15 protein-coding genes and 1 pseudogene are annotated in these 14,079 nt (G+C 62.0%); 8 read left to right on the forward strand and 8 right to left on the reverse strand.

Features of this window, described 5'->3' with window-relative positions; genetic code table 11:
* Positions 1 to 671 precede the first annotated feature (671 nt).
* The 5 genes and pseudogenes from AC1Q7H_RS38935 to AC1Q7H_RS38955 all read left to right on the forward strand — a co-directional run bounded on the left by AC1Q7H_RS38935 (position 672) and on the right by AC1Q7H_RS38955 (position 4,681).
* Positions 672 to 734, forward strand: coding sequence for a hypothetical protein (locus AC1Q7H_RS38935; protein ID WP_442877128.1), 63 nt, complete (start codon positions 672 to 674; stop codon positions 732 to 734).
* A 466-nt stretch (positions 735 to 1,200) separates the two neighbouring features.
* On the forward strand, positions 1,201 to 2,412 hold the full coding sequence (gene hmpA / locus AC1Q7H_RS38940; protein ID WP_153955580.1) for an NO-inducible flavohemoprotein: 1,212 nt from the start codon (positions 1,201 to 1,203) through the stop codon (positions 2,410 to 2,412).
* 669 nt (positions 2,413 to 3,081) lie between these two features.
* A complete protein-coding gene (locus AC1Q7H_RS38945; RefSeq protein WP_442877129.1) occupies positions 3,082 to 3,354 on the forward strand; it encodes a DUF7696 family protein in 273 nt (90 codons plus the stop codon).
* A gap of 58 nt (positions 3,355 to 3,412) precedes the next feature.
* Positions 3,413 to 4,309: pseudogene (locus tag AC1Q7H_RS38950) on the forward strand (metallophosphoesterase family protein); the annotation flags it as partial.
* A 171-nt stretch (positions 4,310 to 4,480) separates the two neighbouring features.
* Entirely contained in the window at positions 4,481 to 4,681 is a 201-nt protein-coding gene (locus AC1Q7H_RS38955) for a hypothetical protein (RefSeq protein ID WP_041229283.1), read from the forward strand.
* 117 nt (positions 4,682 to 4,798) lie between these two features.
* Here AC1Q7H_RS38955 and AC1Q7H_RS38960 read toward each other — a convergent pair whose 3' ends face one another.
* The 4 genes from AC1Q7H_RS38960 to AC1Q7H_RS38975 form a co-directional block, all read right to left on the reverse strand.
* The gene (locus tag AC1Q7H_RS38960) at positions 4,799 to 5,242 is read right to left on the reverse strand and encodes an HU family DNA-binding protein (RefSeq protein ID WP_492382472.1); all 444 of its coding nucleotides are present in this window, start codon (positions 5,240 to 5,242) and stop codon (positions 4,799 to 4,801) included.
* A 108-nt stretch (positions 5,243 to 5,350) separates the two neighbouring features.
* Entirely contained in the window at positions 5,351 to 5,602 is a 252-nt protein-coding gene (locus AC1Q7H_RS38965) for a hypothetical protein (RefSeq protein ID WP_228772599.1), read from the reverse strand.
* A gap of 61 nt (positions 5,603 to 5,663) precedes the next feature.
* Entirely contained in the window at positions 5,664 to 6,572 is a 909-nt protein-coding gene (locus AC1Q7H_RS38970; protein ID WP_420872216.1) for a tyrosine-type recombinase/integrase, read from the reverse strand.
* Between the two features lie 93 nt (positions 6,573 to 6,665).
* Positions 6,666 to 6,965 (reverse strand): hypothetical protein, encoded by a 300-nt coding sequence (locus AC1Q7H_RS38975; RefSeq protein WP_442877034.1) that lies wholly within the window; start codon positions 6,963 to 6,965, stop codon positions 6,666 to 6,668.
* Positions 6,966 to 7,671: 706 nt separating this feature from the next.
* On the opposite strand from AC1Q7H_RS38975, the gene AC1Q7H_RS38980 reads away from it, so the two are divergent.
* Together AC1Q7H_RS38980 and AC1Q7H_RS38985 are read left to right on the forward strand one after the other, a co-directional pair.
* Entirely contained in the window at positions 7,672 to 8,160 is a 489-nt protein-coding gene (locus AC1Q7H_RS38980; RefSeq protein ID WP_153955575.1) for a hypothetical protein, read from the forward strand.
* Positions 8,161 to 8,370: 210 nt separating this feature from the next.
* Positions 8,371 to 8,982, forward strand: coding sequence for a 3'-5' exonuclease (locus AC1Q7H_RS38985; protein ID WP_492382468.1), 612 nt, complete (start codon positions 8,371 to 8,373; stop codon positions 8,980 to 8,982).
* A 660-nt stretch (positions 8,983 to 9,642) separates the two neighbouring features.
* Here AC1Q7H_RS38985 and AC1Q7H_RS38990 read toward each other — a convergent pair.
* The 4 genes from AC1Q7H_RS38990 to AC1Q7H_RS39005 all read right to left on the reverse strand — a co-directional run bounded on the left by AC1Q7H_RS38990 (position 9,643) and on the right by AC1Q7H_RS39005 (position 13,414).
* Positions 9,643 to 9,912, reverse strand: coding sequence for a type II toxin-antitoxin system RelE/ParE family toxin (locus AC1Q7H_RS38990; protein ID WP_492382469.1), 270 nt, complete (start codon positions 9,910 to 9,912; stop codon positions 9,643 to 9,645).
* Positions 9,913 to 9,937: 25 nt separating this feature from the next.
* On the reverse strand, positions 9,938 to 10,234 hold the full coding sequence (relB, locus tag AC1Q7H_RS38995) for a type II toxin-antitoxin system RelB family antitoxin (protein WP_153955572.1): 297 nt from the start codon (positions 10,232 to 10,234) through the stop codon (positions 9,938 to 9,940).
* 882 nt (positions 10,235 to 11,116) lie between these two features.
* A complete protein-coding gene (locus AC1Q7H_RS39000; protein WP_492382470.1) occupies positions 11,117 to 12,301 on the reverse strand; it encodes an FAD-dependent oxidoreductase in 1,185 nt (394 codons plus the stop codon).
* A gap of 135 nt (positions 12,302 to 12,436) precedes the next feature.
* On the reverse strand, positions 12,437 to 13,414 hold the full coding sequence (locus tag AC1Q7H_RS39005) for an AraC family transcriptional regulator (RefSeq protein WP_492382471.1): 978 nt from the start codon (positions 13,412 to 13,414) through the stop codon (positions 12,437 to 12,439).
* Between the two features lie 357 nt (positions 13,415 to 13,771).
* Between AC1Q7H_RS39005 and AC1Q7H_RS39010 the strand changes: the two genes are divergently transcribed.
* Positions 13,772 to 13,903: a hypothetical protein gene (locus tag AC1Q7H_RS39010; RefSeq protein ID WP_276522669.1), complete on the forward strand. Its 132-nt coding sequence runs from the start codon at positions 13,772 to 13,774 to the stop codon at positions 13,901 to 13,903.
* The last annotated feature ends 176 nt before the right edge of the window (positions 13,904 to 14,079 follow it).

Consider the following 14,079-nt stretch of genomic DNA (forward strand, 5'->3'; position numbering starts at 1 on the left):
CAATCCGGAACGGATTGAGCCAGCAGAACTAAAGCAGGTTGCGTGAGGTGACGTGACAACTACGTTGACAATCGCCGTGGTCTGGTTATTTCTCCCACTTCCTGAGCTTCAAGAAGCTCCTTGAGCTGGTATTGCGCCAAGCCCCAATTGCCACCATTGGCTGCCCAATAGATATTAGTAAAACGGTAACCCATCTCATGCATCACAGTCCCGAGCCCCGGTTGTATGGACGCAAGGGTCTTAACCCGGTTCTCCAGGGGGCCTTGCTCGATGCTTTTCTCAGGTTCTCCCTTGGTCTGTGCTGCGGACAATGTTCCAAGGCAGAGGCAAAGGAGTATGAATAGTCCGCGAAGCATGATGTTCCCTCTCTTGGGTGCTAAATCGTGCGTGTTGATTCTTCAGCCAGGCCAGCCTCGGATGCTTGCCGACACAGATGCCAATTCACAATAGATCACGTTGACAAAAACACAAGACCGTACAAGAGGGGAGGCCCTACGCCTCGAAGATCGATGCACGGGAGGTCGTCCCACCCGCGCTCTCCGATAATCCACAAGCTTATTCTCCGCGACGAGGCGACTGCGTAATGGATTCACCGCCGACTCTAATCTGGGCATCGTTCTTGATCCCGCTGGCTGGCGGACAAGCAATATAGCGGAGTCCTATCGCTTCGCATCCCGCCGGAGTTGCATCGTTCCTTGGCGACTCAGGCGGCGGAGCAAAGGCGTCAGCATTAACCGTCTGGTCAGCGCTCGCCTGGCGGTTCTGGCATAGGAAATGAGAATCCAAATTTCCCGGTGAAAGCGGCGCGGGCACCATACTGCCGCCTGACAACATGAAAGTGCTGCATAAGTAATTTAGCGCATAAAAAGTCAGCGAGTTCAGAGAATCATTGGAGCCGTTCGACGAGGCTGGCGGGCTCGCCCACGTTTGTCAACAAGCAGAAGAATAGTGGTAGTGGGGCGGGGGAGACGACGGCAAGGTCGTCCACGCGAGTTCGCCGTCGTCACACAAATTGCGGAAGACCCTTACGACTTCGATCGCCGCCAGGTAGTGGCATCGCTTAAGCCTTCAACAACCACTGCGCGTTGCCCCGTCAAGAACGTCTCACCTAGACTTGACCTTGATCAAGGCGGCGAGATTGGGCCACCGTCTAGCCTTCCCAATTTGGCGCCCCCCCACGCCCGCGTAAGGAGAGAGGCAATGCTGACCCAGCAGACAAAGGACATCGTAAAGGCCACGGCACCGGTTCTGGCCGCACACGGTTACGACATCATCAAGTGCTTCTATAAGCGCATGTTCGAAGCGCATCCCGAACTGAAGAATGTCTTCAACATGGCTCATCAGGAACAAGGCCAGCAGCAACAGGCGCTGGCGCGGGCGGTCTATGCATATGCCGAGAATATCGAGGACCCGAGCAGTCTACTGGCCGTATTGAAGAACATTGCCAACAAGCATGCGAGTCTCGGCGTCAGGCCGGAACAATACCCCATTGTTGGGGAACACCTGCTGGCAGCGATCAAGGAAGTCTTGGGCGATGCCGCAACCGACGACATTATTTCCGCATGGGCGCAAGCCTATGGGAATCTGGCCGATGTCCTGATGGGCATGGAAAGCGAGTTATACGAGCGTTCTGCGGAACAACCGGGCGGCTGGAAGGGATGGCGCAACTTTGTGGTTCGCGAGAAGCGCCCCGAAAGCGACGTGATCACGTCATTTATCCTTGAGCCGGTCGATGGTGGTCCGTTGTTGAACTTCGAACCCGGCCAATACACCAGTGTCGCGATTGATGTGCCCGCGCTCGGCTTGCAGCAAATTCGCCAGTACAGCCTGTCGGATATGCCAAACGGACGCAGCTATCGCATCTCCGTCAAACGGGAAGCTGGCGGGACGCAGCCACCGGGCTATGTTTCGAACCTGCTGCACGATCACGTCAATGTCGGAGATGAGGTCAGGCTGGCTGCGCCGTACGGGAGCTTCCATATCGATGTCAATGCGAGAACACCCATCGTATTAATCAGCGGCGGCGTGGGGCTGACACCCATGATCAGCATGCTCAAGAACGCATTGCAGGAACCGCCGAGGCAAGTGGTTTTTGTGCATGGGGCACGCAACAGTGCCGTACACGCCATGCGTGACCGGCTGCGTGAGGCAGCTAAGACGTACGAAAACTTCGATCTTTTTGTGTTCTATGACCAGCCGCTATCGGAAGATGTCCAAGGCCGGGACTACGACTACCCGGGATTGGTCGATGTGAAGCTGATCGAGAAATCGATCCTGCTGCCTGACGCCGACTATTACATCTGCGGTCCGATTCCGTTTATGCGGATGCAGCATGATGCACTCAAGAAGCTGGGCGTCCATGAGGGATGCATCCATTACGAAGTGTTTGGTCCAGACCTTTTTGCTGAATAGCAGGACGGCGGTGGGGAACAGTGGTACAGGCTGCCAGGAATGCTTCCCATTGGCACAATCTACGGCATACGGCGACCATGCGGCTGGCGACAAGGCTACGCGCGCTGGCTGCCGTATCCGGCCATCACAACCTGACCATGCTGCAGCCTGTAGCGGCACTACTATCCGTCGACCGCCGACTTCTCAAGAAAGATCGGCTGACCCAACAGGCGAGCGCCTGTGTTCCTGTTAGCCCGGCGTGAACTGCTGCCTTTTTGTTCCAGGCGAAGGCTTACGCGGTGCCACTCTTGCGGGCTGGCCCGGGAATTGCGGAGACTGTGGACACCGTTCGAGCTCGGGACCAAGTGGCGTCTCTCTCTTGGCCCCTCTTGGGCAGAACGGCCGTCGTCGGCTGATCCGTGATCCTGCGGTCAACCTCGTGTTTTAAAGTGCAGCGTGACCCTGCTGCACGAGGACGACTCTTACGTCCTCATAGAGCATGCGCATTGGCGCACAGCTCCCTGGTTGCCACGCCCCCGGAAGGGGTGTGGCAACGGGTTTTCCTGCAAACAAGCTCGCTTCCGCATTGCCGGAGCGGGCTTTTTTTGTTTGTAGGAACCCTCGACACAGGAGCTGAGCATGCTGTCTGCCATCGAACAGAATTCCGAGATTCGTGCCGCGATTGCGGCCATGCTCGCCCGCCGGCGGTCCGACTATGTCGGCCAGCCCAGTACGTGGCTCAGTTTGTGTGAAGCCGCTCATGTGGCCTGTCTAGCGGAGCCCGCCCAAGCGGCGTTCCTTTCCCAAGTAACGACCCGGCGCGGGGCCGACACAGCCCTGCGTCTTCGGGAGCATGCTGCATCCACTCGCGCTGCCGTCGTTCAAGTCCTTGAACGCAGGAGAAGCGCACTATGCAACGAACCATTGGCTACACCGACTTCGGGCATCCCCGCAGTCTCATAGAAGAGCGGCCCGCGCGGCCGCCCATCATTGGCAAGATCCGCCCCGGTAGCAAGGTTCTCACCAAGGCCGCGCCCACGCGCCGGCGCTGCGCGTGCTGGCCGAGCGTATCCGTGAGCTCTCCGATCACATGCCGGTGGTGATGCTGCAGGGCACGTTCTCGCACGAGCCGGCCGGCACGCTGGATCTGTTTCGCCTCGTTGGCAACCGCTATCCGGTCTATATCGCCGACCGCATCCACCAGGTCGCGCTGCACGAAGGCGGATTCACCCCGTCGGTAGGTGCGCTCTTCACGCCGATGGAGAACGAGGCGCTGCTGGCCGATGGCATGCCGGACGTGGTCTTCACCTGCGTGCCGACGGTGAACAGGGCGATGCTCGCCGTCGCCGTGGGGACATCCGATGCGGCGACTGCGGTAGGGGACCATCTGGCAGCCTATCTGCCCGCCGCGGGGACCGTGAACCGCTCGCTGCGCGCGCGTGGCATCCGCACGATGGGTATCTCACACGGTACTGTCAACGGTTGCCAGACGGAGCACGGCGTGCCGATGGCCGGATTCGATCATGAATTCACCATTGGAGCGCTGTTCGACGCCGAATGCGACGGCTTCATGCTCGGCCATATCCACCGCGCCCAGCAATGGGATCGCGAGGGGCGGCTGGTCGCCTATCCGGGCTCGATCGGGCGCTTCCACTACGGCGAAATCGGTGACAAGACCTATCTGCAATGGCGCGTCGCGCCAGGGCAGGCAGAGACAACACCGGTGGTGACGCCGGCACGCGAGACGCTGTGCATCGACTTCGACGGGCCGCCCGACATGGCGCAGCTCGCTCGCGTCGCAGCTGAAGCGGCCGACAAGTTCGTGCGTATCCGCTGGGTCGTGGACGAGGAGCACCGCCAAATAGTCGATCGCGACGCCATAGGCGCCCTGTGTGCCGGTGTGGTCGAGGTCAAGCTCTCTACGCCAGCCAGTGGAGCGCGCTGGAACTCAAGGGACTATGCGGCTGCACGGCATGGTCAGACGTGATCGCGCTGGCCCGCCAGCTCGGTCAGAGCGACGACATCACGTTTGGCCTGCGCGAGGCCTTCCTGAGCCACGTCAAGCATGGGCTTTCGGGCCGCAAGCGCGGTGGACCTGATCATCGGTATCGATCTGGCTGACCAGTCCTTCCAAGGGGCCGGCGGCCCGACAGCGGCGGCGCATTTTCTGCGCCAGTTGGCCAATGAGATTGAGGCCAATGTGTCGAACTTCGCGGACTGCCGCGAGGGCCAGCGTATTGCCGGAACCGAAAGCGGGAGCGGCTGCGTGGCTTACCTCGCGGACGTGTAGCCCGCTCCAATCAACTCATGGGGCGCTGCCCTATGGGTCGCTGCCCCAGTTCATGCAAAAACCCCGACCTCGCGAGATGCCGGGGCTTTCTTTTGCCCAGTGGGACGATGGGGTAGCTTACAAGGCGGCGTCCTTTAGCTTCTTCAGCGGACGCACCTTCACCTTCACGCTGGCTGGCTTGGCAGCAAACCATTGATCCTGGCCGGTGAACGGGTTCTTGCCGAAACGCTTCTTGGTGGCCGGCACTTGAATGGCCGCCACCTTGAACAGGCCCGGCAGGGTGAACTCGCCAGCGCCCTTCTTGTGGACCGCGCTCAGCACGGTATTTTCCAGGTGAGCCAGCACGGTCTGCACGGTCTTCTTGTCCAGCTCGGTCTGGGCAACCAAGTGTGCCAGCAGGCTGGACTTGTTGAAGGTGTCCTTGATCGGCTTTGCGACCGGCGCGGCCGCTGCACCGTTTTTGGTCGGAGCGGCCTTCTTGGCGGGGGCAGCCGTCTTTGCAGCGGTCTTCGTTGCGGTCTTCGTTGCGGTCTTTGCTACGGGTTTAGCTTTCGTGGCCATGGTCGTATCGGGTTGGAGATGCGCGCCTGCAGGCCGGTACTGGCATGCAGCGCACCAGCGAAGGATAGCAAAAGCCGGCATCCTTGCAAGCGGGAAATTCCCCGCAGTTCACTTGCTGACCCGGCGCGAAAGGGCCCGGGATGCGCGGCGTAAACGCGCGGCTGCCGCCTTCGGCGTATCGCCCACCTGGCTCCAGTCGTGATGCCACCACGCGATGATGGCCGCCGCGGCGGTATTCTCCGCGCCGGCAACGGCCACGACTTCTGCCGCGACAGCGGCCCACCAGGCCTCGCCTTCGCCGTCGGACGCGTTCGGCTCAGTCGCGCGGCGGTAGAGGGCCTTGGCCGTTTCCAGCGGCATGTCCAAGGGACTCTCGTACAGCGCAGGCATTGCTGGTTTCTCCAGGGCGTTAGCCGCTGCGCTAGATCGCAGGCTGATGGATGGTGGCAAAGATCCGGTCGCACGTGCGATTGCTGGCCAGCCCGAGCATCTGGCTGACTTCCTCGCGCGGGCGGCCGGCGAGCAGCTGGCGGCGGCAGAACGTATTACGCAGCGTGCGCGGGCTCATCTCGACATCTGTGGCGCCGATCGTATTGAGGATCTCCGAGACGATCCGGCCGAGGCTCATGTCGGTGATCGGCTGGCCGTTCGGGCGCAGGGTAAAGAGGCGATCGCCCTTGATCGGTAGCGCCCTTCGGCGCGCCAGCCAGTCGCGCAGCAGCGGCTCGGCAAAGTCCGACAGATGCACGGTGCGCGCCTCCCTTGGACCCTGGGCTGGGACGAACAGGTACGACGGCGCGGCGTCGGGATGGAGGTCGCCCATACGCGCCACGCGCGCCTCGGCCGCCGTGATACCCGTCCCGAGAAAGATTGCCACGATGGCGCGGCTGCGCAGGCTGGCCAAGTCTTCGGTGGGGGATTGGAGGTAGGCCTGCAGGCGCTGGTCAGTTGTCGCATCGAGGTATTGCGGTGTGGGCTCTTCCTCTGGCCAGCGCACCGAGGCAAGCAGGCCTGCGGCGGGGTTGTCCTCGCGCACGCCGGCGAAGACGAGATGCCGGCACAAGCGATCCAGCAGCTTCACGTACCGCATGCGGGTGGCCTGCGAGTAGGTCTTCGCCTCCGGGGTCTGCCAGAAGGCTTCAATGTCGTCGGTGCCGAAGCTGGCCACCGACGTACCCCGGGCCAGCAGGTGCCGACGGAAGTGCTCGAACATCGCCCGGTGCTGCACGATCGAGCGCTCAGCAAAGGGGCGCCTGTCCACGCCGGCCGCCTCGCGGGCCTGCCAGTCACGGTAAGCAAGCGTGGGGTTCGAGAGCCAGAGGATGTCCATTCCAGTCATAGGCGAAGTTATATACTGAATTGGACTTTCCCCCCAACACCTTGCCGCCTCGCTGAGGCGGAATTGCTTGCAGCAGAGGGGGAGTTAAAAGCGCGGTCTTCCATTGCGATTGCGCCGCGCAGACACGCGCGCTCGAGTCAGCGCATAGCGGGGATAGCTTGCGTCCAGCATCTCGGCGATCTCACTCAGCCGTCGTTCCTGGGAGAAGCAACAAGCCAGCAGGCACCGGTCGGCGCAGTAGCGCAGGACTTCATGCAGCAGGGCGTAGCGCTTTTCCTCGGGGAAATTCAGATTTTCCGCCTTGGCCCAGGCGCGAAAGCCGGCATGGGCCAGGGCGATCAGCGCCTCAGGTGTGCCACGGCTGGAATAGGGCTTTTGCTTCAAGCGTTTGATAGAGATCGGTCACGCAGCCTCCTGTATCGTGAGTGGTTGCAAATTTTTGCCCCAGCGCGCGGAGATCTTCGTGCGGCCACGAACGCTCTCCTCAACTTCCACATCGGTGGTCGGGCTCTCGGACTTTTCAGCGTAGCGACTCGGCTGAAAAGTCAAGGCGATGCGGCGCAGTATCGCGTTGCCACGGACGGCCGGTCGTCACGTCTGGGCCGATGGGGTTGTCGTGCGCGAGATTTGTTGCGGTTGGCGGCATCAATTGCGGCTACCACTGCCACTACGGCGACAAGGAACGAACGGCGGTCCATCACGAGGGGTAATAATTTCACTTTCGTGAAAGTACAGTCCGGGGGGCATTGCGCCACTGCGAGAGGCGGGGGCTAGGGCGCGGCGACTGAAGCGCGCAAGTCGCGATCTCGCGCAGCACGCGACTCAGCTCGACCTTTTCGAAGACAGCCGCGATATCATGCTTCGCAATGACGTGCTTGCCGCGCTTGAGCCCCTGATCACATCGCCAGTCATGCCGCACTCCGTGACACGTGCGAGGCCCTTTATTCGCCGAGCGAGCCGGCTGCATGTCGTGCATTCCGGGATGTCGCGGGCAGGGCCTGGTGCATACCGCTGTGGCGGGCCGCCGCGCAAGCCGCCTCACCATTGCCATTTCACCGCGAGATGAGAATGGCATGCCGCGCCGCTATGGATGCGCGCAGGGGAGTGGTCTGCGGCACGCGAGAGCATCAAGCAGATCGAGTCGTGGCGACGTATTCCCATCCCGCTCGCATGGATGGCCGAGACGGTCTACAGACTCCAAGGGCTGGAACCCGCGTGGCCGCTCCTGGTCGAGCTTGCCTGGCTGTCGCCGAAGCGGCTTGGCGGGCTAATGCAATCGCTCGGGGATCCGTCTTTGCTGGCGCTACGTCGGCGATTCGATGCGAATTTCGACGGAGACGGCACCATCGAGGATCTTGCGTGGTTTCCACCGTGGGCACTGACTGACAAACCGGGGCTGGCGGCTCTCCTGCGCGCGTGTGAGTCCTCGACGCATACATTGCCAGAGCAGGGGCTGCGGATCGTGCTTGACCTGTTGAGCCTCGAACATGAAGGCCGGCAGCATGAACTTCTCGAACGAAGAAAGACCCTGCGCGGCCTGCATCCGGGCCTGTTCAGGGCCTACATCCGGACGCGATAACTGTGTCAGGCCGCGGCCGCGAACAAACGTCTCTGGATCCGCGCACCTGGTATCCAAAGCATGGCTTACCAATGGGGCAGGGCACCCAGAGCGTGGGAGAATGATGCCCTTTAATGCGGATGCCGTGCTGGTGCCATTCCTTGGTACGCGCTGATCACGCCAACATTTGGCAAAAAGCGGCCCGGTGCGCAGACTGACAAGAGGGGCCACGTGCAGACCGTTGCGGTGCTTGATTTTGAAACGACAGGACTGTCGCCGAGTCGAGGTGACCGAGCGACGGAGATTGCTGTCATCCTGATGCGTGACGGAAATGTTGTCGACCGCTATCAAAGCTTGATGAATGCGGGTAGGCGGATCCCTGCTGAGGTGGTGCGCCTGACTGGCATTACCAACGAGATGATCGCATCGGCGCCCGCCGCATCGACGGTGATGCGTGAAGCAGCACAGTTCGTGGGCAACTATCCCGTGGTGGCCCACAACGCGGGATTTGACCGAAGGTTTTGGCAGGCGGAGCTGGCTCACCTCGGCATGTCGGCACCGCAGTCGTTCGCCTGTACGATGCTTGTTGCGCGACGCGTTTACCCGCAGGCACAGAATCACAAGCTAGCGACGCTAGCGAAGATGCTGCACTTGCCGATGGCCGGCCGGGCGCACCGAGCAATGGCCGACGCTGAGGTCACCAGTGGCCTATGGTCTCGCCTCCAACACGATATCGCTGAGGCCTACGGATTGGGGCAAATTGGTCATGACCTCATGACCCGTGTGCAAGCGACCAGCCGTGCCAACGTCGCAACCCTGCTGCGCTCGCTATGCACGGGTTAGCGGCCGTGGCCAAGTCTAAAGCAACCCCACACTGGGGACCGGTGGTAAGCCGTAGCCGGGGACCCAGTGAGATGATGTTGCCGCGCTCTTTGCGTAAGCGGAGCACGGGGCCCGCCCAATCAAACGCATCCCTTATCGCAGGGTACGCAGACTGGCATTGACTGCATTCACGTCGAATCCCGCGGGATCGAAAATCCCACCGATTCGGTAGTCGTCGTGCTGGCGATGTTCCGGATCCGCCAAGGCTTGTAGGAACTTAGGTCACGTAGCGACACATAAAAGAATACTTAGGAAGCATCTGTGATGTTCGTCCATGAAACGACCATCAAATAGAAGCACTTCTACTAACCTACTGAATTTATTGGAATTTCCTATTGTTGATGGGCTGCCGAAGCCGGCGCCGGGGAGTAGGTCATCAAATAGACTATGCCAAGTACGGCACATATTTCATGTACTTACGACCGGCGCTTTCATCGTAGGGTCGCAACATCCCTGCATCAACCGCTTCCTTGAACAGGCGAGACGTGGTCGCACTGTTCTGGACGGTAATGCCGAAACGCTCCCGAAGCGTCGCGTTTGTCATGTAGTCGCGATGGACATACCGAAGGCAGGCATGCAGATAGCAGGCCGCACACGCTAGGGGCGTTTTTTGTCAGTGCGTCACGACAGGCTTGAGCCGGGCGGTTCTTCTGGCGACGGCCACTGCTGCGCGGCGTGGAGAACGCGCAAGATCCGTATGACGGTAGCGTCAACGCCATACACCACCACGTAGTTCGCTCCCACAACCATCTCACGTGTGCCTGCGACGCGCCCGGCCCGATAGAGCCAAGGGTGTTCCGGCAGGCATGCCGCTTTCGCCTGGAGCTCGTCCTTCAGGTGCTGCGCCGCATCAGGATTGTCGTCGGAAATGTAGTCGACGATCGCCAGCAAATCTGCCCTCGCCCACGCCGTCCACTCAACGGCGCAAACGGCGTTTCCTGTCGATAAGGGCCTGGGCTTCGTCCATGACGTGGTCGTGGGGTGCCGTCGGTGAAGGGTCGGCCAGCGCTTCCTGGACCTTGGCGCGGAACCAGGCGTCGTACACCGCTGGGTCCGTCGTCAGCCCGGCCGGCAAGCCGCCCTCCGTGGCGATGCGGGTCAAGAGAATGCGGACCGCGTCTGACACCGTGAGCCCGACGCTGGCGAGACTTTGGGTCGCTTGGGCCTTGAGTTCGTCATCCACACGGATGTGCAGCATCGAGGTATGAGCCATGGGGCGCCTCCAGTGATTTGGCACCATTATGCATCTCAATTGAGATACAGCCCAGGCCACGCAATACTCGATCCGCTAGCCGCCGCGGGAAGAGCAACGAATAACCGATCAAAGTGGCTCGTTCGTAACCGCGAGCCAGTTGCGAGGCTAGCCAAAGCAGGAGGCCGATCGCGCGGCTGGCCCCGCCTCATGCCCCGCAAACACCGGCTTTGACTAACTGGGGCGCTGGAGCAACTCCTCTGGGTCGACACACAGCGCACGGCCGACGCCTTGTGGGCGGCCAGCCGGTCCAGCAGCTTCATACCGCATGCGGGTCGCCTGGGAGTATGTGCGGCCATTGGGGGTTTGCCAGAACGCGTCGACGTCGGCCGTGCCAAAGGAGGCAATGGTCGTGCCTCGTGCCAGCAGGTGCCGACGAAAATGCTCGAACATCGCCTGGTGCTGGATGATCGAGCGTGCCGATAATGGGCGGCGATCAGCGCCGGCCGCTTCGCGAGCCTGCCGGTCCCCGGTACGCCTGCGTTGGGTTGCTGAACCAGAGGGAGTCCATTTGCGTCATGCCCACTGTTATATACTGAATTTGCCCCATTCCACACACCTGCCACCCGGCTGCCCACTGGCGCTTACCGACCCGTCTGAGTCGTTCGCGCACGGCTCAGCGTGCGATCGCAATTTGGGCCAAAGCAGTCGCTCGCAGCGCCCCACCTGCCCCACCGTTCAGCCAGGGGGGTGCCTTCTTGCTGCACCTGCGCTGGCGGCTGGCGTGTAGGCATGCATGAGATATGCGTGATCTCGACGGGGTGATCGAATTCGTCGGCCACCATCGCGAGGACGACAACAAGCTCGAGTCTGCGCGGGGGGAGGTGCGGCTGTACCCCTCTGTCAGGCGCACTGCGCCGAGGGCAATTGACTGCGTAGCGCATCCATCCGCGCGTAGAAGTCGTCCACCTGCCGCTGTGCGGTGCGCCGCATCGCTTCGTTGCGCGCCCCCAGGATGGCCGCGTCTTCCTGCGCCCCAGCCTCGCCGACTTTACGCGAGGTGTCCTGCACAAACTTGCATAGGGGATAGCGTGTCTCACCGAAGGCTCGCAGCGTGGCCTCCACGTCGACGTCGCGCGACAGCATCTCCGCCAGCAGCACGGCATCTTCGAGTGCCATCGCGCCGCCTTGTCCCATGAAGGGTGTTGAGGCGTGCGCAGCGTCACCGATCATGATCACACGGCCACGGTGCCAGGGAAGCGGGGCAGCGACCTCCTCCACGGCGGTGTAGAGCACTTCGGCGTCGGCAGAGAGCGCGTCCAGGAACTGGCGCGCCGGGCCGCCGAACTCCGCAAAACGGGCTTGCATCAGCGCCGGCCAATCGGTCCGCTCATACCATTGCCCGGCGGGCTCAGGCAGCGTGCCGAACAAGTACAGTTGGTCATCGCTGATCGGCATGATGCCGAGCCGCTTACCGGTACCCATCATCATGATCTTTGCGGTGAGGTTCTTCGGTCGCCTGTGCACGCTGCGCCAGACGCCGAGTCCGGTATAGACCGGTTCCAGCGGGCCTGCGACCAGGCGGCGGATCTCCGAGCGAATGCCGTCCGCCCCGACCACAAGATCGTATTGGCCCGAGGTGCCATCGGAGAGTGCAACGGTGACGTGCTCTGCCGTTTTCTGATCGATCCGGACGGCAGTGGTGCCCAAGCGGATATCGACGCGCAGCGCATCGAGTCGGCTAGCGAGGATGCGATGCATTTCGGCCCGGCGGATCCCGACGATCGGCGCAATGTCCGGATGACGGGACGGATAGAAAGTATCGGTGATCGGTTCGCCGCGCTCGTCCAGGTAGATATTCCGGCCATCGGCAATGGCAAAGCCACTCGACACGATCTCCGGCAGCACCCCGAGGCTGCCGAGCGCTGCAAGTCCGTTGTGATAGATAAAGATGCCGGAACTTTGGAATCGCCATTCCTGCTGCTTCTCTAGCATCGTCACCCGCACACCAGCCTGTGCCAATGCAATGGCCGCCGCACAGCCAGCAATGCCACCTCCCACGATCAGCGCGCGTTCTACGTGCTTCATGCCCATGTCTCCTTGTTTGCCAGCGAGGGCGATTGAGCGGAATTATCGGGCGGTGGCCATGCCGCGCTCAACCTCCGGAACGCCGGATTCGGGCACCGATCGTCCGGATCGGCAGCGTGGGGCTGCGCGGAGGCATCAGGGCGCCGATGCGTCGCGCTGATATTGGGCGGGCGATACGCCAATCCAGCGATGGAACGCGCGTGAGAATGCCTTGTCGGATGCATAGCCCGTCGCTTCGGCGACCTCGGCGATCCGTACGCGCGGCTGGCGCAGCCGTTCGGCGGCCAGGTTCATGCGAAATGCCCTCAGGTACTGCATCGGCGGCACGCCCAGCAGCGCACAAAAGCGCTCGGCGAACACCGTGCGCGAAAGGTATGCCACGGCGGCGAGCTGGGCGATGCTCCAGTCCTGTTGCGGCGCCTCGTGCATGGCCGCAACCGCACGCGCAATGCCGGGGTCGTCGAGGACGTTTGGCGTGCCCTGGCGCGCGGCGGCGGGCGTGCGCAGATACTCGCCCAGGATATGCACGAGCAGCAGGTCGCCCATGCGTGCCGCGGACAACTGCCAGCCCGGACGCTGGGACAGCGAGTCCTGCACCAGCAGTTCCATCGTGTTTGCCAGCGTGTGCGCCAGCGGAAGCTCGTCGGCACGCAGCACGATCAGCGGTGGCAATTCCGCTGGGATAGCGCCCACGTCAAGCGCGGGCATCCACAGGTGGAGGGAGAACAGTTGCGTGGATGGGGCGTCCGCGCTGCCCGTGCCGTCTGCGCCATATGTCATTTCGATCGGATGGTCGCCATGGCGGCCGATCATGTGCGCCTTCAGCAGATCGGCGAAGGGCACGACGCCATCACCGGGGTCCCGTGTCGATGACACCGTATGCGGCGTGCCGCGCGGCAGCATGACGATATCGCGCGGGCCAATCTCGACAGGCGTGCCGCCATCGGTGCAGATCCAGTACCCGGACCCGGTACACATGCGGATCAGCGCGCCCTCGGTGCCGGCCGAGTGCAACGCCCACGGTGCGTGGAGCCGGAAACTTGCCGTCACGGCGCGTTCGGCCTTGCATGCGGAAAGGATGCGGCTCAGGACGTCATGCGGTCCGGGATTCATCTTCGGGAGAATGGGGCGCGAGGGATGTGGGATTCTAGCTCGGCGTCTTCAATGTGCTTAGATGACCGGTTTGACCGACGGATGGACGCTTGTCTTCGCCTGCTACAACGGCAGTCTTCGGATCAATGGAAGCTGCGAGTATTGAATATTCGCGTTGCGTGCGACCGTCACTGCATGCCTACCAAGGTATTTGCGAACTCAACCGGCTCAACTTCGAGGCCAGCTGATCAGAATCGAAGTTCACTCCGACAAGCAGGCTGTCTTCGTGCATGCCTTTGAGCCAGGAGTCTGCAAACGCGTCAGAGCCGCATGGTGTGGACAGTGCCACACCCGGCGATTTCCAGTGCGGAGGCCAGCATGGACGACCACGCCATACTCCGGCATGTCGATTTCGGCATCAAAGTCGACTGGCAACTGAGTGCCGGCAAGCGGTACGCGCTTCGTGACGCGAGTACGCGGACGGGCCTGCCGTTGTCGTCCAGGATGTAAATTCGATCCCAGTCACAGGCCGCCAGCTTGTGCCAACACTGCGCCAGATTGTGCCAACACTGCCGTCCGCCGATCCCGCAGCGCCCGGGCCGTCCAGCGGGTGCCAAATGTGAGCACTGTTTGGGGCACTACGTCGCCCTGGCGGGCGCCGGCCACCGATAACGAGCTTGACCTGG

The sequence above is a fragment of the Cupriavidus sp. GW823-FHT06D04 genome (genome assembly GCF_058795055.1).